We start from the raw sequence: 18,844 nt of genomic DNA, 5'->3' as shown, positions 1-18,844 counted from the left end.
GAGCATAGGAGATGAGTTGCATCCCCCTGCCCTACCATGCATCAGCCCGACCCGTTAGCCGTTCCCGTGACAATGCCCAGGCCCCGGCGCCCTCTCCTCCGCCTGGCGCTCCGCCGGCTGGCGATGCCGCAGCCACCGGTGGCATCATGGATTACTGGTGGGCGATCCTGCTGATCATCATCGTCATTGCAGCCATCTGGTACTTTATGCGCGGCCGCAGCAGTCGCGTGTAGCTTCAAAGCTGCAACAAATCCCTCAAGCAAGGGATGTCACGGTAACCTTTGGCAGCGGCTTGTGGCTTAAGAGCTCGGTCATGACCAAGCCCATCAGCTACAAGCGCCATCGGTTCCCACCCCAGATCATTGCCCATGCCGTTTGGTTGTACTTCCGGTTTCCTCTGAGCCTCCGGCTTGTCGAAGAGATGCTGCTCGAGCGCGGCATCGTCGTCTCTTATGAGACCGTCCGGCGCTGGGCTCTGAAGTTTGGACCGGATTACGCCCGCCGCCTCAAGCGCAAGACGCCGAGCCGTCACGACACTTGGCACTTGGACGAAGTCGTCGTCATGATCGCTGGCAAGAAGCACTGGCTGTGGCGGGCCGTTGATCAGGACGGATACGTGCTCGACGAGATTGTCCAGAGCCGGCGCGACACCAAGGTGGCCAAGCGCTTGCTGACCCGACTGATGAAGAAGCAAGGCATGGCACCCAAGCGCATCATCACCGATAAGCTGTCCTCGTACGGAGCTGCCAGACGCCTAGTCATGCCAAGGATCGAGCACCGGTCCCACAAGGGCCTGAACAACAGGGCCGAGAATTCGCATCTCCCGCTGAGAAAGCGGGAGCAGATGATGCAGGGCTTTCGGTCTGTGGGAGGCCTGCAGCGGTTCACCTCGGTCTTTTCGGCTGTCAGGAACTTGTTCGTTCCGCCTCACTCGCACCAGTCTGCTCTTGCCACCCACCTTCACCGTCTACGAGCCATGGCAGCATGGAAAGCCGCGGCGGGCGTGCTCGCCTGAAACCAACAAAGCAGGGCTTATTGCGGTCTCCTCAGGTTAACGTGACATCACCCGAATTGAAGCCATCTCTTCCGTTCGGTAAGAAGGCCCCTTGACTGAAAAGTTTGATGCATCATAATCGCCTCAACTTAGAGGGTGAAGAGTACATCGCGCGGGGTGAGCGGTTGCCGTGCCACGACACCAAGTTTTCCTATCCTGTGTTCAGTTAAAGTTGGGAAGGAAGCAGCGTTGATCTAAGACGAGGGGTATAGTTCGGCGATCTCTCTACTTAATAGATGAAACCCTTGCTGATTCTTCAGCCGCCAACTGCGGCCCAATATTTGAGTAAAAGAATTTCTTTTGCTCATTATGTCATCGACCATCGGCGACGTTGGTTACAAAATAACAATAACAAGAACGGCAAACAAGTCTACCAGAGGACATCATGATGAGACGAAAAGTAAGTCTGTTAGCCGCTGCGGCGGGCCTCCTGTGCGCTAGCGTGATGGGAGCCGCCCATGCGCAGGAAACTCCCGTCAAGGGCGGCACGCTCAATATGATCGCGCAACCCGAACCCCCGATGCTGATGGTGGGGCTGAACACACAGGGGCCGACGCTCTACGTCGCCGGGCAGATCTACCAAAGCCTCCTGACCTATGGCACCGACCTCAAGCCCCTTCCCTCTCTCGCCAAGTCCTGGACCATCTCGCCCGACGGCCTGACCTACACCTTCACACTGCAGGACAATGTGAAGTGGCACGACGGTAAGCCGTTCACGGCCGACGACGTGGTCTTCACCGCTGACAAATTTCTCCGCGAAGCCCATCCGCGCTGGCGCCTGATCGCTACAACCTACGTGGAGAGCATCACGTCGCCCGCGCCGAACCAAGTGGTATTCAAGCTCAAGAAGCCGTTCTCCGCTTTCCTTCACGCCTTCGAGCTCAGCTCCTTCCCGATCATTCCGAAGCATCTCTACGACGGTACCGATTACCGCACCAATCCGGCGAACCAGACGCCGATCGGTACCGGTCCGTTCAAGCTGAAGGAATGGAAGCGCGGCTCCTACATCCATCTCGTGCGCAACGAGGATTATTGGAAGCCCGGTAAGCCCTATCTCGATGAACTCTATTTCCGCATCATTCCGGACGCCGCCTCACGCGCCGTCGCCTTCGAGAAGGGCACAGTCGACGTGCTGCGCGGTGGCGACGTGGAAGGCTTCGAGGTCCGCCGCCTCGTCAAGCTAAAAGATGTCGAGAACACCACCAGCGGCTGGGAATCCTACGCCCCGCTCGTGTTCATGCAGATGAACATGCGCAACCAGCCGTTCGCCAACAAGGCTGTGCGGCAGGCTGTGATGCACGCGATTGATCGTGAATTCATCGTCAAGAACATCTTCTTTGGTCTCGGCAAGGTCGCTACCGGCCCGATCGCATCGACCACACTCTATTACAGCAAGGATGTTCCGGCCTATCCGTTCGACATGGCGAAGGCGAAGAAGCTCGTCACCGAGTCCGGCCTCAATCCGGCCGAGCACACCATTCGCCTGATGCCACTCCCCTACGGCTCCATGTGGGATCGCATGTCGGAATACGTGAAGCAGCAGATCGAACAACTCGGCTTCAAGGTGACCATCCAAGGCACCGATGCCGGCGGCTGGTCGCAGAACACCTCCGACTTCAACTTCGACCTGACGTTCAACTTCACCTACCAGTATGGCGATCCGGCGCTGGGGGTTGCCCGTCACTATCTGTCGAACAACGTCATCAAGGGTACGCCCTACGGCAATAATCAGAACTATCTGAACCCGAAGGTGGACGAGCTGTTCTCGACCGCGGCCGGTGCCGTCAACAAGGAAGAAGCGGCCAAGGCCTACGCGGAAGCTCAGAAGATCATTGTCGACGATGTGGCACTGGGCTGGCTTTTCGAGATGCACAACGTGACGATCAACCGCAAGAAGGTGAAGAACCTCGTCACGACCGGCATCGGCCTCAACCAATACATGGATGAGGTTTGGATTTCTAAGTAACCTACGCACGACAGGCGGTCGGCACTTCGGGTGTCGGCCGCTTTGCCATCGCGCCGGAAATCCGGAGGCTTTCATTGAAGATTCTCGAATTCGCAGTTCAGCGCCTGTCTAAGGCAGTGTTGGTGGTGATCGGAGTTGTCATCCTCAACTTCCTATTGATCCACCTTGCCCCGGGCGACCCGGCTTCTGTGCTCGCAGGTGAGGCGGGAGCGGGCGATGCGAAATTCATCGCGCAGCTGCGCGCTCAGTTCGGGCTCGACCAGCCACTCTACGTGCAGCTATGGACCTATCTGAAGGGCGTCTTCACGGGCGATCTCGGCTATTCGTACCGCAATCAGGTACCCGTCGCGACCCTGATCCTGGAACGGCTGCCGGCGACCATCCTGTTGACCGGCTGCGCCTTTGTCTTCTCGCTCGTGCTCGGCATTGCGCTCGGTGTGCTTGCCGCCTACAGGCGCGGCAGCATTACCGACAGCGCGGTCATGACCGGCGCGCTGGTGTTCTACGCCACGCCCCTGTTCTGGGTCGCGCTGATGGCGGTACTCGTTTTCTCCATCAATCTCGACTGGCTGCCGCCCTTCGACATGGAAACCATCGGCGCGGGCCTGACCGGCTGGGCGCGGGTTCTCGACATCGCGCATCACTTGATCCTGCCGACGGTCACCCTTGGCCTGTTTTTCACGGCGATCTACACACGCCTGACACGCGCCTCGATGCTCGAGGTGATGGGCCTCGACTTCGTCAAGACCGCCCGCGCCAAGGGCGTTCCGAAGTCCCGGATCATCCGCCGGCACGTCTTGCGCAACGCTATCCTGCCGATATTCACCTTCGCCAGTATGCAGGCCGGTCAGCTTGTCGGCGGCGCCGTTCTCACAGAGACCGTCTTCGCCTGGCCTGGAATCGGTCGCCTGATGTTCGATGCCCTGATGCAACGCGATTACCCCGTTCTGCTCGGTGTCTTCCTCGTCACCGCCGTCGTCGTGGTGATCGTCAACCTCGTGACCGATCTGCTCTATCGGATCGTTGATCCGCGCATCGAGGCGGCAGGTTAGGAATCCATCATGCTCTTCTTTCTTCGCTTCGCACGCAATTACGGCGCTCTTCTCGGCCTTGCCATCCTGTCCCTCGTTGTGGTCGTGGCGCTCCTCGCTCCGGTCCTGTTTCCCGTCAGTCCGTGGCAGAGCGTGGGTGATCCCTTCCTCGCGCCGTCCGAGGATCCGTCCTATCCGCTCGGTACCGACATGCTCGGGCGCGACATCGCCGCAGGCCTTGCCTATGGCGCCCGCGTATCGCTTCTCGTCGGCATCGTCTCAACGGCCGTGGCAGTCGTCATCGGCGTGACACTTGGTGCGCTTGCCGGCTTCTATGGCGGCAGGACGGACGATCTCCTGATGCGCTTCACTGAGTTCTTCCAGACCATTCCCGCCTTTGCCATGGCGGTAGTTCTGGTGGCGATCTTCAGCCCGAACATCGTGTCGATCACCCTCGCGATTGCGGTGGTGTCCTGGCCGCCGGTGGCGCGCCTGGTGCGGGGCGAGTTCTTGAGCCTGCGCTCGCGCGAGTTCGTGCAGGCCGCGGTCGTGATCGGGCAGACCGGCCCCCGCATCATTCTCACTCAGATCCTGCCGAACGCCATCTCCCCTATCATCGTGACCGCCTCGCTGATGGTGGCAACCGCGATTCTTACCGAGAGCTCGTTGTCCTTCCTCGGTCTCGGCGACCGCAACATGATGAGCTGGGGCTTCATGATTGGCGCTGCACGCACGATGCTGCGTGAAGCTTGGTGGATGAGCGTCTTTCCGGGAATCGCGATTCTTCTGACTGTGCTCGCTATCAACCTGATCGGTGAAGGCCTGAATGACGCGATGAATCCGCACCTGCGCGGAAGGAAAGGTTGAGATGGAAATGTTCCGCACTCCTCTCCTGAGCGTTCAGAATCTCTCGATCCCTCTGCCCACGGGCCTCGATCGCCAATACGCCGTTGAGACCATCTCTTACGATCTCCATGCTGGGGAGATTCTTTGCGTGGTCGGCGAATCCGGCTCCGGCAAATCGATGACGGCAAATGCCATCATGGGACTTCTGCCGAGCTACCTGAAGCCTTCCAGTGGGCGCATCCTGTTTCGCGGCAGGGACCTGCTCGCCATGTCAGAGTCGGAACTGGAGCGCGAGCGCGGCCGATCGGTCGCGATGGTGTTTCAGGAGCCACTGTCGGCCCTCAATCCGCTGATGACGGTACGCGACCAGATCGCCGAAGTCATGGAAGTGCACGGTGAAGGCAACGCAGCGACGCGCGATCAGCGCGTGCTTGATCTACTCAACTATGTGGGCCTGCCGGACCCGCAGATCCTGCGCGATGCCTATCCCTTCCGCCTGTCGGGCGGGCAGCGCCAGCGCGTGATGATTGCCATGGCGCTGGCGCTCGAACCCGCCATGCTGATTGCAGATGAGCCGACGACCGCGCTCGACGTCACCACTCAGGCCCAAATCCTCGAACTGATCCGCCGCATCCAGCGCGCCAAGGGCATGGGCGTCATGTTTGTTACCCACGACTTCGGCGTGGTTGCTGACATTGCTGATCGCGTTGTCGTCATGGAGCGCGGTCTCGTGGTGGAACAGGGCACGGCAGATGAAGTCCTCAACCGGCCGAAGCATCCCTATACCCGTCGCCTGATCGCCGCCGTCCCCCGTCGCGAGGCGCATGCGGCGCGAGTGACAGCCGACAAGGAGCCGCTGCTCGAGGTAAAGGGACTGCGTAAGGTCTATCGCAGTGGCGGCGGTTTCTTTTCGAAGCCGCGGGTGGTGAATGCGGTCAACGATATCAGCTTCACCCTGCGACGCGGCGAAACCCTTGGGATTGTCGGCGAATCGGGCTCCGGCAAGTCCACGCTCGGGCGCTGCATCTTGAAGCTCACTAATGTGGATGGCGGTGAGGTGCTTTTCCGGGGTCAGGACGTGGTGCCGCTTTCGGCCGGCGCATTTCGGCCGATGCGTAAGCACATGCAGATGATCTTCCAGGATCCTTTCGCCTCCCTCAATCCGCGCCAGACCATTGGCCGCATCCTCACTGATGGGCCAGTCGCGAACGGTGTGCCGTATGAGCAGGCGGAAGCAAAGGCGCGGGAGCTACTCGGTCTCGTCGGCCTCAATGCCTCTGCCTTCGATCGCTATCCGCACGAGTTCTCGGGCGGTCAGCGCCAGCGCGTTGGCATCGCTCGCGCTCTGGCATTGGAGCCAGAGTTGCTCGTTGCTGATGAGAGTGTGTCCGCTCTCGATGTCTCGGTGCAGGCGCAGGTTTTAGAGTTGCTGCAGGACCTGCAGCAAAAGCTCAATCTCGCCATCATCTTCATCACGCATGACCTGCGCGTGGCGGCGCAGATTTGCGATCGCATCGTCGTCATGTATCGCGGCGAGATCGTCGAAAACGGACCGCCGGATCAGATCTTCGACGCCCCGCGCCATGCCTATACTCAGCGCCTGATCGCCGCTATCCCGGGCCGTGAATGGAACCCGCGTGCGGCCGTGATTGACCTCAAGGAGAACCAGGAATGACTGCTTCGCTGCTGCGCCCAGGTGGCGAAATCCTCGTCTGCCACCTCATCCTGAACGGCGCACGCCGAATCTTTATGGTGCCAGGTGAGAGCTTCCTGCCGTGCATCGACTCCCTATACGAACATAGGGACGAGATCGCGACCATTGCCTTCCGGCAGGAAGGCGGGGCGGCCTATGCGGCGGAGGCGCATGGGAAGCTGACCGGAGAACCCGGCATCTGCTTCGTAACGCGTGGGCCTGGCGCAACCAATGCCAGCATCGGTCTGCACACCGCCTATCAGGACGGCACGCCGATGATCCTGTTCGTTGGGCAGATCGGGTCGGATACGACCGAGCGCGATTGTTTCCAGGAGGTCGATTACCGCCGCATGTTCGGCCCGATGGCAAAGTGGGTGGCGAGCATCGACCGCACCGACCGCATCCCGGAATTCGTCGCGCGTGCCTTTCAGGTCGCCCGCAGCGGCCGCCCGGGGCCAGTCGTTCTGGCGCTGCCGGAGGACACCTTGTGGGGCACGGCAGTTGCCAGGGACGTGCCGCCTGCGCCCCGGGCACACCCGCATCCCGCTCCAGCCGAGATCGAGAGGCTGGATGCGCTGCTGGAAACTGCCGAGCGGCCTTTCATGATCATCGGTGGCACCGGTTGGACTGACGAGGCGCTGGCGCAGATGCGCGGCTTTGCCGAGCGCTACGACCTGCCGGTTGGCGTCTCCTGGCGGCGGCTCGAATGCTTCGACAACCGTCATCCCAACTATGCTGGCCATGTCGGCTATGGCATGGATCGCAAGCTCGCGCGCCGCATGGAGGACGCCGATCTTCTGATTGCGGTCTGCACCCGCCTTGATGAGCCGACCACCGAAGGCTACGTCCACGTGACGAGCCCCCTGCCCCGCCAGCAACTGGTGCATATCCATCCTGATCCGAACGAACTCGGGCGCGTCTATCGTCCGGAGCTGGCCATCGTGGCGGATCCTGTGGGCTTCGCCGCCGCCGCGTCCGGACTGGCCCCGAAAGGCAAGGTCAGGTGGACCGGTGCTGCGAAGGCGGCCAATGCCGAGTATCAGGCGACGCTGCAGCCGGGACCGATGCCGGGCGACATGAACCTGTCGGAGATCTCCGCATCTCTTCGTGACCGTCTCCCGGCCAATGCCTGCGTTACGGTCGGTGCTGGCAATTTCGCGCTCTTTCCGCATCGGTTCCTGCAGTTCTCCGGTCCTGGCACACAGGCCTCGCCGATCTGTGGCGCGATGGGCTATGGTCTGCCGGCGGCCATCGCGGCGAAGCTTGCTTTTCCGGAACGAACAGTCGTCTGCTACGCCGGCGACGGCTGCTTCCAGATGACGATGCAAGAACTGGGCACCGCTGCGCAGAACCGCCTCGGAATCGTGGTGCTCGTCTTTAATAATGGCATGTGGGGGACGATCCGCCAGCATCAGGAGCGGGAGTATCCTGCCCGCGTTTTCGGTCTGTCGCTGACCAATCCGGACTTCGCGGCGCTCGTGCGTGCCTATGGCGGCCACGGGGAGACCGTTTCCCGCACGGTGGATTTCTCTGCGGCGTTCGAACGGGCCATGGCCTTCGCCGAACGGGAGTCGATGCCTGCGCTGATCGAGGTCCAATACGATCCGGATGGGATCACCCCCGATACGACCCTGACCGCTGTCCGCGATGCTGCCTTGGCGCGCAGGACCGCCTGAGTTCAAGAAGAGGAGCCCCGCTCGATGCGAGCATTCTTTCACCCGGACCAGAGCCTCCACGATCCCCAGCAATTCATGAGGGTCGGGGTTATCCGCGATCCCAAGGACCTGCCGAGCAGGACAGAGGCCCTTCTCGGTGCTTTGGCGAGGCGCGGCGTAACGCCGGAGAAGCCGTCCGACTACGGCATCGAGCCGGCGCTGACCATCCATTCCAAGCCGTATCTGGACTTCCTCCGGACCGCCTATGAGCGCTGGCGGGCAATTCCAGAGGCAGGTCCGGAGGTTCTGCCGAACGTCTCCCCCTACTGGAATGGCAGCCCGGCGCAGCATCAGCGTCCGGCATGCCGGTCGAGCTCGGTCGTGGCGCAGGCGGGCTACTATCTCGGCGATCTCGCCGTGCCGATCAGCGCACATACCTGGACATCCGCTCTGCGCTCAAGCCATACCGCAACTGCGGCAGCGGATGCCGTGCTCGATGGCGCCAAGGTCGCCTACGCGCTCTGCCGCCCCTCCGGCCATCATGCCCGTGTCGATCGTGCAAGCGGCTTCTGCTATCTCAACAACTCGGCGATCGCCGCCCAGCGCCTGCGCTCGCGGTTCGGTCGCGTCGCGGTACTCGATGTCGATGCCCATCATGGCGACGGTACGCAGGAAATCTTCTATCGCCGACCCGACGTGCTGACGGTCTCGACCCATGTCGATCCGGATGCCTACTATCCATACTATATCGGCTACGCCGACGAGCTCGGCTATGGCGAGGGCGAAGGTTACAACCTGAACATTCCGGTCCCGCCGAAGTCGGGCGACGAGGTCTATCATCGCGCGATCGAACGAGGGGCGGAAAAGATCCGCGCATTCGAGGCGCAGGCCCTAGTCGTCGCGCTCGGCTATGACAGCCATCGGGATGACCCGATCGGTCTGCTCAACGTATCGACGGAAGGCTTCCGTGGCATCGGGGAGCGGATCCGGGCCATTGGTCTTCCGACGGTCGTTGTGCAGGAAGGCGGATATCAGATTTCGGTGATCGGCGACTGCCTCGAGCAGTTCCTCGCCGGCCTCATGAATGACTAGGGGGTATCTTCCGGCGAGGTGGATCCGGTTCCCCGTCGGAAAATGCAGCACAGGAATAGCCAGAGCTGTTTCCACGTCAGTGGAAGCGTCTCTGGGTTTCGCTTCGGGAGGAATGAAGCAATGAAGCAGGCTCTGCAGTTTTACGTGAACGGCGCGTGGGTGGATCCGGTCGGCAAGGAAACGCTCGATGTAATCAATCCCGCCACCGAGGAGGCGTATGCCCGTATTGCGCTCGGCTCGAAGGCGGATGTAGATCGGGCGGTGGCAGCGGCGAAACAGGCCTTCCCGGCTTTCTCGCGCACAAGCCGCAAGGAGCGCATCCAACTGCTGGAGAGCGTCATCGCAGTCTATAAGAAGCGCTATGAGGAGATGGCGGAGGCGATCTCGGATGAGATGGGCGCACCGCTCGCCTTCTCTCGGGATGCCCAAGCGGCGGCCGGTCTCGGTCACCTGTCCCAGGTTCTCGAAGTGCTGAAGACCTACGAGTTCGACGAGGTGATCAACAATACGCTGGTGACTCGCGAGCCGGTCGGAGTGTGCGGCTTTATCACGCCGTGGAACTGGCCGATGAACCAGATCACCTGCAAGGTCGGCCCGGCACTCGCCGTCGGCTGCACGATGGTGTTGAAGCCGAGTGAAGTGGCACCGATGTCCGGCATCCTGTTCACGGAGATCATGCACGAAGCCGGTGTTCCAGCAGGTATATACAACATGGTCAACGGCGACGGCCCGACCGTCGGGCAGGCGCTGTCCACCCATCCTGATATCGACATGGTCTCCTTCACCGGCTCCACCCGCGCCGGCATTGCCGTCGCGAGGGCAGCGGCCGACACGGTCAAGCGTGTCTCGCAGGAACTCGGCGGCAAGTCGCCCAACATCATCCTCGCCGATGCAGACTTCACCAAGGCGGTCACCCACGGTGCACGCTCGTGCTTCAGCAACAGCGGCCAGTCCTGCAATGCACCGACCCGCATGCTGGTCCCGGCGGACCGTCAAGAGGAAGTCATCGCCATCGCGAAGAAGATCGCCGAGCAGACCGTCGTCGGCGATCCGCGTTCCGCCACGACGACCATCGGCCCAGTGGTGAGCAAGCTCCAGTACGACAAGATCCAGCGGCTGATCGAGGCGGGCATCACTGAAGGCGCGCGCCTCATCGCTGGCGGGCCGGGCCGTCCTGAGCATCTGAATCGCGGCTATTACATCCGCCCGACCGTTTTCGCCGATGTGCGCAACGACATGACTATCGCCCGCGAGGAGATTTTCGGTCCAGTCCTGTCGATCCTGCCCTATACGAGTGAAGAGGAAGCAATCGCGATCGCCAACGACACCGTCTACGGCCTGTCGAGCTATGTCACAGCCGGAACCATCGAGCGCGCCCGCGACGTAGCGCGGCGCATCCGCGCCGGTATGGTGCATATCAACGGTGCTCCAGGCGACCTGGCGGCGGCGTTCGGCGGCTACAAGCAATCGGGCAATGGCCGTGAGTGGGGCAAGTTCGGCTTGGAGGACTTCCTCGAGGTCAAGTCGATGTTCGGCTATCAGGCCGCCTGACGAAAACGGTACCGGGGTCTACCGGAAGACGGACCCCGGTATTTATTGATGCGATCATCTCCTGGACATGTTATTTTGGCACATTATTTTTCTTCTCCGTCGAGGATGATGGAGAAGCACCCTTCCTTCGTCAGGAGGTGCCTGAGTGGACTATGAATTCAAGACCATTGATCACAACAATCTCGGCGAAGTCGTCTACCTGAACATCGCGGAGGCCCTCATCAAGGGGGCTTTGCGGCCGGGTGCGCGGCTGAAGATCCGCGATCTTGCGCAGGAGATGGGTACCAGTGTCACGCCGGTGCGCGACGCCATTCTGCGTCTCGTGCATGAGGGGGGACTGCTTCTCAAAAGCCCCCGCGACATCCGCGTCCCGGTTCTCCACCGCGATCGCTATCTCGAGATCCGCGCCATCCGCCTCAAGCTCGAAGGCCTTGCCGCGGAGCGTGCCGCGACGACGGCGGATGCCGCCGACATCAAGCGGCTGGAAGCGCTGGTCAGCGACAACGAAAGAGCACTTTCCGCGTGCGAGTTCGCCCGTGCCACGGAAATCAACCAAATCTTTCACTTCGAGCTCGCCAACATCGCGGCGATGCCGATCCTGCGCGGCATCCTGCACAATCTCTGGCTTCAGATGGGACCGGTCATCTCCGCCGCCTACGAGGAAGGCGGCAGAACCATGATCGAGCATCACTATGATGTGCTGGACGCCATCCGCAAGCACGATGCTCAAGCCGCCAAGCAAGCAATCCGCGAGGACATCATGAGCGGTGGCGGCGTCATCCTGAGCAGCAAAGCCCTTTCTCAGGAAGAGTGATGCTCACGAAACCGATCCACCCGGCGATATGCTGCAGTCTCTGAGGTTATCATGGCTTTCTCCCCCGCCTCCCGCGTCGATGTCGAGCGCTTCTGGCGCACCATTGAGCGTTCGTCCGAGATCGGCAGAGGACGCGAAGGCGGGTTGTCACGCCTTGCCCTGAGCGACACCGACAAGGAAATCCGCGATGTCTTTGGCGGGTGTCTGCCCGACCGCTATGATCTTCACTCCCTGCCGCGATGGCATCACGCACAACAACAACGAGTTCGCGACACGCGAGGATCTCGAGCCGGGTCTGAATGTGCTGCTCCACAGCGTCGTGGCGCGGGCGGACCACTAAGACACTGCGGGACGGGAGGACAAAACCACCCGGCTTCGCCCCACGAGCAAAAGCATTGCACAGGCAGCGAAAAATCAGGTGGAAAACCTTGCGGTTCGATGATGCATCATGCATCATCGAGGCCATTAAGGAGATGAACATTGACGGGGAAGAGCATGCCGATGACGGCGCAACAGAAGATAGGGTCGCTGCTGGAGACTGCCGTGCCGGCCTTTTCCGTCGAAGAGGCTCGTGCGGTCGCCCAGAACATCTTCGAGCTCGACGCCGTCGTGAGCGAACTGAGCGGCGAGCGCGATCGCAATTTTCATCTGCGCGTCAACGAGGCGGAGCACTACGTACTCAAGGTCAGCAATGCCGCCGAGGATCCACAGGTGACCGACTTCCAGACCAAGGCTCTGCTGCATGTCGCCTCGGTCGATGCGTCCCTGCCCGTGCCTCGAGTCATCAGGACATGTGGAGGCAAAACCGAATGGGTGCTCAACCGTCCGGGAGAAGAGTCGCGCATCGTGCGCGTGCTCACTTTTCTTCAGGGGAATCCGCTTCACCGGGCGACATCAAGCGTCGCGTTGCGTCGAAGCATCGGCAGTCATCTGGCGCGCCTCGATCTCGCCTTGCGGGACTTCTCCCATCCCGCTGCCAACCACGAGCTCATGTGGGACCTCAAGCACGCAAGCCGCATTCGCGATCTGCTGGTTCATATTCCGGATGCTGCGCAGCGAGGACTGGCGGAGGGCTTCCTCGACAACTTCGAGGCGCACGTTGTCCCGGTTCTGCCACGGCTGCGGACACAGGTGATTCACAACGACCTGAACCCCTACAATGTTCTCGTCTCTGGCGACGATCCTGACCGGGTCGCCGGCATCATCGACTTCGGCGACATGGTACAAACGCCGGTGATCAATAATCTCGCGATCGCCGCGGCCTATCAGCCGACCTCGCTCGACCACCCTCTCGCCGGAGTCGCCGATCTCGTTGCGGCCTACAATGCGCTTCTTCCTCTGGAACCGGGCGAAATCGACATCCTGTTCGATCTGATCGCCACGCGCATGGTGCTGACGGTCGGCATCACGGGATGGCGCGCCGCGCGCTATCCCGAGAATCGCGACTACATCCTGCGCAACAATCCGCAGGCTTGGGCCGGCCTCCAGCGCTTCACCCTTCTCTCGCGCGCCGAAGCACAGGCCTATCTTCATCGTGCGTGCCAAGGGGAGAACTGAGATGACGATGATCAATGCCTACGATCCCGCCCGCGCGACGAATGTTGCAAGCCGCGAGCGCGACATGATCGCGCGCCGCCAGAACCTGCTCGGTCCGGCCTATCGGCTTTTCTACGCCAATCCGGTCCACGTGGTGCGCGGCGAGGGCGTGTGGCTCTACGACCCGGACGGGAAAGCCTATCTCGACGTCTACAACAACGTCGCCTGCGTCGGACATTGCCATCCGCACGTGGTCGCCGCGCTCGCGAAGCAGGCATCGGTGCTGAACACGCATACGCGCTACCTGCACGAGACCGTCCTCGACTATGCGGAACGACTGCTCGGCTACTTTCCGGCAGAGATCGGGCACATGATGTTCACCTGCACTGGCAGCGAGGCGAACGACCTCGCCCTGCGCGTCGCCAAGGCGCATACGGGCGGTACCGGCTTCATCATCACGGATTTCGCCTATCATGGGGTCACCGAGGCGATCGCCGGAATGTCTCCGTCGCTCGGCCCCGCAATGTTGCTCGGCGAGCATGTGCGCAAGGTGCCCGCTCCTGACGCCTATCGTGGCGGCGGGCGCGATGTCGGTACGGTCTTTGCAGACAACGTCCGCAAGGCGATCGACGACATGCGCGCGAACGGGATCAAGCCGGCGGCTCTCCTAGTCGACACGATCTTCTCGAGCGATGGCGTCTTCACCGATCCCCGGGGCTTCCTTTCCGGCGCGGTCGATGCGATCCACGAAGCGGGCGGGCTGTTCATTGCGGACGAGGTGCAGCCCGGTTTCGGTCGCACAGGCGACGGAATGTGGGGCTTCGAGCGCCACGGCATCGTGCCGGATCTCGTCACGATGGGAAAACCGATGGGCAACGGGCATCCCATGGCGGGCATGGCCGCTCGTCCGGAAGTCCTCGCGGAATTCGGACGGCGCCTGCGCTACTTCAACACATTCGGCGGCAATCCCGTCTCCGCGGCAGTCGGCATGGCGGTGCTCGACGTCATCGAGGGGGAGAAATTGCGGGACAATGCCCGCGCCGCCGGCGCGCATCTTCGGACCGGTCTGGAGAGCCTCGCGCAGCGCCATCCGATCATCGGCGACATCCGCTCCGCAGGATTGTTCATCGGCCTCGAACTCGTCCGCTGCCGCAACTCGAAAGAGCCCGCCAGCGACGAGACCGCCCGCGTCGTCAATGGACTTCGCGAGCGCCGCGTCCTCATCAGTGCAGCGGGTCCATCCGCAAATATCCTCAAGATCAGGCCGCCACTGGTCTTCTCGAAAGACAACACCGACCTGTTTCTCACGGCCCTAGACAAGACACTGGAGGAGGTCCGCGTGTGCTCCTCTCAAGAGTGAGCATTGTCCGGCGAAGTGGATTGGATTGGCCAATCGCGGATCGACAGAGCCGCGTCGCGAAAGACCAACGCATGGAAGGCGCGACGATCCACCCCTCCCTTAGGAAGCCGTGAAGGACGCGCCTAATCGCCTTTCGCTCTCGAGATCCTTGTCGTGTCGCATTGTGGTTTTGTGCACGGTGCTTTGGATCTCATGTGTCAGGCAGCCGCGACCAGCGCACCCGGCTGCTTGATTTCGATCTCCACGAACGCGATCGGGTGTTCAGAGCCGTTCATGACATCGTGCTCGATGCCCGGCTGGCGCATGTATGACTGCCCGGCGACGAGCGGAATGTCCTTTGCATCCGTCCCGTCGTGGATCCGCAGGATTCCATCCGTCAGCATGATCACGAAATACGCCCATTCATGCCGATGCCAGCCCGTCACGGCGCCGGGGGTGAAGTCCCAGCGCGTGATGCGGATGGTCGCGTCGTCCTGCTGTATGGTCGGAACCGCCGGAATGTTACATTTGAAGGCCATTTCATCCTCTCATGTCGCGGGCCGAAGCAGGTGGCCCTGGTCAAAAACTCAAGTGCGCCGCGGGGGCACGAGAACCGCAGATGCGGCACAAATCATTAGCACGAGACCAGCAAGATCGGTCAGGGTCGGCCTTTCCCCCAGCAGGAGCATGGCCCCGGCAACGCCGATCGCCGGAACCATCAAGGTGCCGAGGCTCGCAGTGCCAGCAGGCAGACGGGACAGGGCCGCGAACCAGAGCACATAGGCGAGCGCCTGCGCGAACAGCACATGGTAGAGAAGCGCGGCAATTGTCGCGGGTTGCAACGCCTGCGGCAGCGCGAACGTCTCGAAAGCGAGCATTCCGACCGCCGCGCAGACGGCACCTGTCAGCAATTGCCAAGCGGCGACCGCGAGCGGCTGTGCTTCGACCGGAAAGCGCTTACTGATGATGGTTCCAAGCGCCCAGCAGATTCCGGCCGCAAGCGCATAGAACAGCCCAACCGAAATCTCACCCGTTCCGATGAGCGGCCAACCCAGGGCCGTCAGCCCGGCGATGCCGAGAGCAAGCCCAAGGCGCCGCCGGCCATCGAGCGGCTCCTTGAGCAGGAACTTCGTGAACAGCACGGTCCAGATCGGCATGGTGAAAGTGATGATGGCTGCCCGCGACGTTGGCGCGGAAAGCTGCGCAAAGGCGAGGAGGATATTGAAGGCCGCAATCGATAAAAGACCCGCTGCGGCCAGACGCATCCATTGCGACTTTCTTACCACAAGGGATTGGCCGCACAGGGCCGCGATCACGACTAGGCAGGACCCGCCGAGCGCCATACCGCCCGCCCGGAGCATCCATGGCTTGATTTCGCCAAGCGCTATTTTCACCGCAGGCCAGTTGAGGCCCCAGAGCAGAGCCAGCAATGGCACAGCCGCGTAGTAGTAGTTGTGATCATCCTTCGCCTGTCTCATCGTGTCGCTACTTTCAAATGGCGCGAAGGCGAGCGCCGATGCGGTCCGCGGCGCGTTTCAGAACCTTGAGATGGCGAGGCTTTCCATCCTTGACGATGTCTGCCGTCAGGCTCGTGATGCTCAACGCCGCAACGAAGCTACCCTCGCGATCGAACACGGGGACGCCGAGCGCAGCAAGACCCACGAAGAAATCGTTCTCGGCCAACTCCCATCCCCGCTGACGGATAATGCCTGCGGCCTTGCGCAGCTTGGCCGCCGACGTTTCACTGAATGGCGTGCGCCGCGGCAGCTCGCCGGAAAGGCCCCGCTCCCGCTCTTCCTGCGAAACATAGGCCAGCACGATGCGGGGACCGGCACCGCAATTCAATGGTGTGAGCGCGCCAACCGCGAACCACGTCGCATCGATCTGCAGCATGGGTGCCCGAATGCGATCGAGGCAGAGCGCGGCGCCATCGTGAGGAACCCACAGGAAGGCCGCTGTGGATGTCTGCCCGGTTACGTCAGCCAGAATGGGCGCTGCGATTTCGCGCAGGTCTCGGCCGACCTGAACGGCCGAAGCCATTTCGAAGATGCCAGCATCGAGCATGTATTGCTGCGTGGTCTCATCGAACTGAATGAGCCCGGAGACCGCCAGCGTGTGAAGGAGACGCCGGGTCGTTCCCTTGTCGAGCTCCGCGATCTGCGCAAGCTCGGTCAGCGTCAGCCGCGGCCGGTCGGACGTGAATGCCTTCAGAAGGGTCACGGCGCGCGCGACTGCCCGCACCAGCGGCACGCCCGGCTTGGCCGGGACACGGCTCTGCCCTGCAATGAGATCGGTCAATGCGATCGCCTCCGTGTCATAGGATGACACATCGAGTCATAACTTGACACAAAAGAGGCAGATTGCAAATACTCGGCTCGACTGCTTATCCGGATCATTCACCCTCATCAGAGAACCGCCTCCATGCCTCTCGACCCGCACCTGCGCGACAAGATCATTGCCTCCGTGGAGCGAGGCTTCGACGAGCAAATCGACTTCACCCGGACCCTGATACGTTTCCCGTCGACGCGCGGCGCAGAGCATACGGTGCAGGATTTCGTATTCAGGGCCCTCGCCGATCGTGGCTACGCCATGGATCGCTTCGAAATGGACCGCCAGGCGATCGAGAGCCATCCAGGCAGCTCGCCCTGGTCGAGCGAGCATTCGACTGCGCCGATCGTCGTCGGCATTCACCGGCCGCGCGAGGAGAAAGGTCGCTCGCTTATCCTGCAGGCGCACGTCGACGTCGTTCCAACCGGCCCTGTGGAGATGTGGTCCCATGCCCCCTTCGATCCGGTGATCGAAGGTGATTGGCTCTACGGCCGGGGCGGCGCCGACATGAAGGTGGGACATGCGGCCAACATCTTCGCGATGGACGCTCTGCGCAGGATCGGGCTGCAGCCGGCAGCGACCGTCTACATCCAGTCGGTCGTGGAGGAGGAATCGACGGGCAATGGCGCGCTGATGACGCATCTTCGTGGCTACAAGGCCGATGCCGTGCTCATTCCGGAACCAGAGGACGAGAAGCTCGTGCGCGCCAATGTCGGCGTTCTCTGGTTCCAGGTCGAGGTCCGCGGCCATCCGGTGCATGTGCGCGAAATGGGTGCGGGAGCCAATGCGATCGACGCGGCCTACCGGGTGATCGGCGCATTGCGTGACCTGGAGGCCGATTGGAACGAGCGCAAGAAGGGGCGCCCGAATTTCGAGAACGAGGCGCACCCTATCAACCTGAATGTCGGCAAGATCGAAGGGGGAGACTGGGCGTCATCGGTGCCGTGCTGGTGCCGTCTGGACTGCCGGATCGCGATTTATCCTGGTACTCCGGCGGAGAAAGCCGCTCGCGAAATCCGCGAGCGGATCGCGGCCTTCGCTCGGTCTGATGCCTATTTCGCGAACAACCCACCGCAGGTCACATTCAACGGCTTCCACGCCGAAGGCTATGAACTCGCTCCCGGCTCGGAGGCTGAAACCGTTCTTGCCGCAGCACATCAGAGCGCAACCGGATCCCCCCTGGAGAGCTTCATGACGGCGGGCTATCTCGACACCCGCGTCTATGCGCTCTACGACAAGATCCCGGCCCTGTGCTATGGTCCGATCTCCCAGAACATCCATGGGTTCGATGAACGTGCCAGTATTTCGTCCATCAAGCGCATCACCACGGCGATGGCCCTGTCCATTGCGGAATGGTGTGGCGTCGAGCCGGTATAGGCTCACCGGTACTGTTGCAGTAACTTGAAGAGGGCATAACGAACCCCTCCGAACGGGTCATTCAGGCGGCAAGACCGAAGAGCTGATTGACGAGACGGACTTCGCCTGTCGCCTGACGTTTCCGCGGGTTGCAATGACCGCGGCGGATCATGCGCATGGTTTCAAAACCCGTCAGGGTCGCGGCGGCGGTTTTCATCGTCTGGAAGCCGCGCGTTGGACGGATCACACGCTTGAGCGCACCATGATCCGCCTCGATGATGTTATTCAAATATTTCGAGGTGCGGTGTTCGACATCCTGCGGCAGTAGCCCTTCGTTCTGCAAGCGCCGGATTGCCTTCGGATACGAAGCCAGTTTGTCGGTCGTAATGGATGAGGGAGGATAGTCGCTAACCGCCCGCAGGGCTTTGCGCAGGAAGCGACACGCCGCTCCAGTATCACGCCGGCCGGACAGCATGGAGGCAATCAGCCGACCGTGTTTATCGACTGCTCGAAACAGGTACTTCCATCGCCCGCCGACCCGCACATATGTCTCATCCACCCGCCAGGAGCCCGAGCGAGGTCC

The 18,844-nt window shown here is 61.7% G+C and carries 18 protein-coding genes; 14 read left to right on the top strand and 4 right to left on the bottom strand.

Translation table 11 applies throughout. The features are described from left to right. Nucleotides 1-11 precede the first annotated feature (11 nt). From DC522_RS27600 to DC522_RS27540, 13 genes are all read left to right on the top strand, one after another. On the top strand, nt 12-233 hold the full coding sequence (locus DC522_RS27600; RefSeq protein WP_116531761.1) for a hypothetical protein: 222 nt from the start codon (nt 12-14) through the stop codon (nt 231-233). Between the two features lie 80 nt (nt 234-313). Beyond that, entirely contained in the window at nt 314-1,015 is a 702-nt protein-coding gene (locus tag DC522_RS27595) for an IS6 family transposase (RefSeq protein WP_116531760.1), read from the top strand. Nucleotides 1,016-1,439: 424 nt separating this feature from the next. After that, the gene (locus DC522_RS27590; protein ID WP_116531759.1) at nt 1,440-3,020 is read left to right on the top strand and encodes an ABC transporter substrate-binding protein; all 1,581 of its coding nucleotides are present in this window, start codon (nt 1,440-1,442) and stop codon (nt 3,018-3,020) included. A gap of 80 nt (nt 3,021-3,100) precedes the next feature. Beyond that, nucleotides 3,101-4,072 (top strand): ABC transporter permease, encoded by a 972-nt coding sequence (locus DC522_RS27585; RefSeq protein ID WP_205769786.1) that lies wholly within the window; start codon nt 3,101-3,103, stop codon nt 4,070-4,072. Between the two features lie 9 nt (nt 4,073-4,081). Next, nucleotides 4,082-4,918: an ABC transporter permease gene (locus DC522_RS27580; RefSeq protein ID WP_116531757.1), complete on the top strand. Its 837-nt coding sequence runs from the start codon at nt 4,082-4,084 to the stop codon at nt 4,916-4,918. A 7-nt stretch (nt 4,919-4,925) separates the two neighbouring features. Beyond that, the gene (locus DC522_RS27575) at nt 4,926-6,572 is read left to right on the top strand and encodes an ABC transporter ATP-binding protein (RefSeq protein ID WP_116531764.1); all 1,647 of its coding nucleotides are present in this window, start codon (nt 4,926-4,928) and stop codon (nt 6,570-6,572) included. Beyond that, the gene (locus DC522_RS27570; protein ID WP_116531756.1) at nt 6,569-8,266 is read left to right on the top strand and encodes a thiamine pyrophosphate-binding protein; all 1,698 of its coding nucleotides are present in this window, start codon (nt 6,569-6,571) and stop codon (nt 8,264-8,266) included. The genes DC522_RS27575 and DC522_RS27570 overlap by 4 nt, the downstream gene beginning before the upstream one ends. A gap of 24 nt (nt 8,267-8,290) precedes the next feature. Beyond that, on the top strand, nt 8,291-9,337 hold the full coding sequence (locus DC522_RS27565; protein ID WP_116531755.1) for a histone deacetylase family protein: 1,047 nt from the start codon (nt 8,291-8,293) through the stop codon (nt 9,335-9,337). 120 nt (nt 9,338-9,457) lie between these two features. Beyond that, nucleotides 9,458-10,888, top strand: a complete 1,431-nt coding sequence (locus tag DC522_RS27560; protein ID WP_116531754.1) for an aldehyde dehydrogenase family protein — start codon at nt 9,458-9,460, stop codon at nt 10,886-10,888. Nucleotides 10,889-11,033: 145 nt separating this feature from the next. After that, entirely contained in the window at nt 11,034-11,702 is a 669-nt protein-coding gene (locus tag DC522_RS27555; protein WP_116531753.1) for a GntR family transcriptional regulator, read from the top strand. A gap of 187 nt (nt 11,703-11,889) precedes the next feature. Then, nucleotides 11,890-12,042: a M20/M25/M40 family metallo-hydrolase gene (locus DC522_RS27550; protein ID WP_245444602.1), complete on the top strand. Its 153-nt coding sequence runs from the start codon at nt 11,890-11,892 to the stop codon at nt 12,040-12,042. Between the two features lie 161 nt (nt 12,043-12,203). Continuing rightward, nucleotides 12,204-13,259: a phosphotransferase gene (locus tag DC522_RS27545; RefSeq protein ID WP_116531763.1), complete on the top strand. Its 1,056-nt coding sequence runs from the start codon at nt 12,204-12,206 to the stop codon at nt 13,257-13,259. Between the two features lies 1 nt (nt 13,260). Continuing rightward, on the top strand, nt 13,261-14,598 hold the full coding sequence (locus DC522_RS27540; protein WP_116531752.1) for an aspartate aminotransferase family protein: 1,338 nt from the start codon (nt 13,261-13,263) through the stop codon (nt 14,596-14,598). Nucleotides 14,599-14,795: 197 nt separating this feature from the next. Here the strand turns inward: DC522_RS27540 and DC522_RS27535 are convergent, their stop codons facing one another. The 3 genes from DC522_RS27535 to DC522_RS27525 are packed head-to-tail and all read right to left on the bottom strand — an operon-like array spanning nt 14,796 to nt 16,875. Then, nucleotides 14,796-15,116, bottom strand: coding sequence for a cupin domain-containing protein (locus DC522_RS27535; RefSeq protein ID WP_116531751.1), 321 nt, complete (start codon nt 15,114-15,116; stop codon nt 14,796-14,798). A 48-nt stretch (nt 15,117-15,164) separates the two neighbouring features. After that, nucleotides 15,165-16,055: a DMT family transporter gene (locus tag DC522_RS27530; RefSeq protein ID WP_116531750.1), complete on the bottom strand. Its 891-nt coding sequence runs from the start codon at nt 16,053-16,055 to the stop codon at nt 15,165-15,167. 13 nt (nt 16,056-16,068) lie between these two features. Further along, entirely contained in the window at nt 16,069-16,875 is an 807-nt protein-coding gene (locus DC522_RS27525) for an IclR family transcriptional regulator (protein ID WP_205769783.1), read from the bottom strand. A gap of 123 nt (nt 16,876-16,998) precedes the next feature. On the opposite strand from DC522_RS27525, the gene DC522_RS27520 reads away from it, so the two are divergent. Continuing rightward, a complete protein-coding gene (locus DC522_RS27520) occupies nt 16,999-18,282 on the top strand; it encodes an ArgE/DapE family deacylase (RefSeq protein ID WP_116531749.1) in 1,284 nt (427 codons plus the stop codon). A 61-nt stretch (nt 18,283-18,343) separates the two neighbouring features. Here DC522_RS27520 and DC522_RS27515 read toward each other — a convergent pair. Next, a partial coding sequence (locus tag DC522_RS27515; protein WP_116531748.1) for an IS6 family transposase occupies nt 18,344-18,844 on the bottom strand: 501 nt, incomplete at its 5' end.

The sequence above is a fragment of the Microvirga sp. KLBC 81 genome, from assembly GCF_003075415.1.
Lineage (GTDB): Bacteria > Pseudomonadota > Alphaproteobacteria > Rhizobiales > Beijerinckiaceae > Microvirga.
This window is presented reverse-complemented; position numbering and strand designations above follow the sequence as displayed.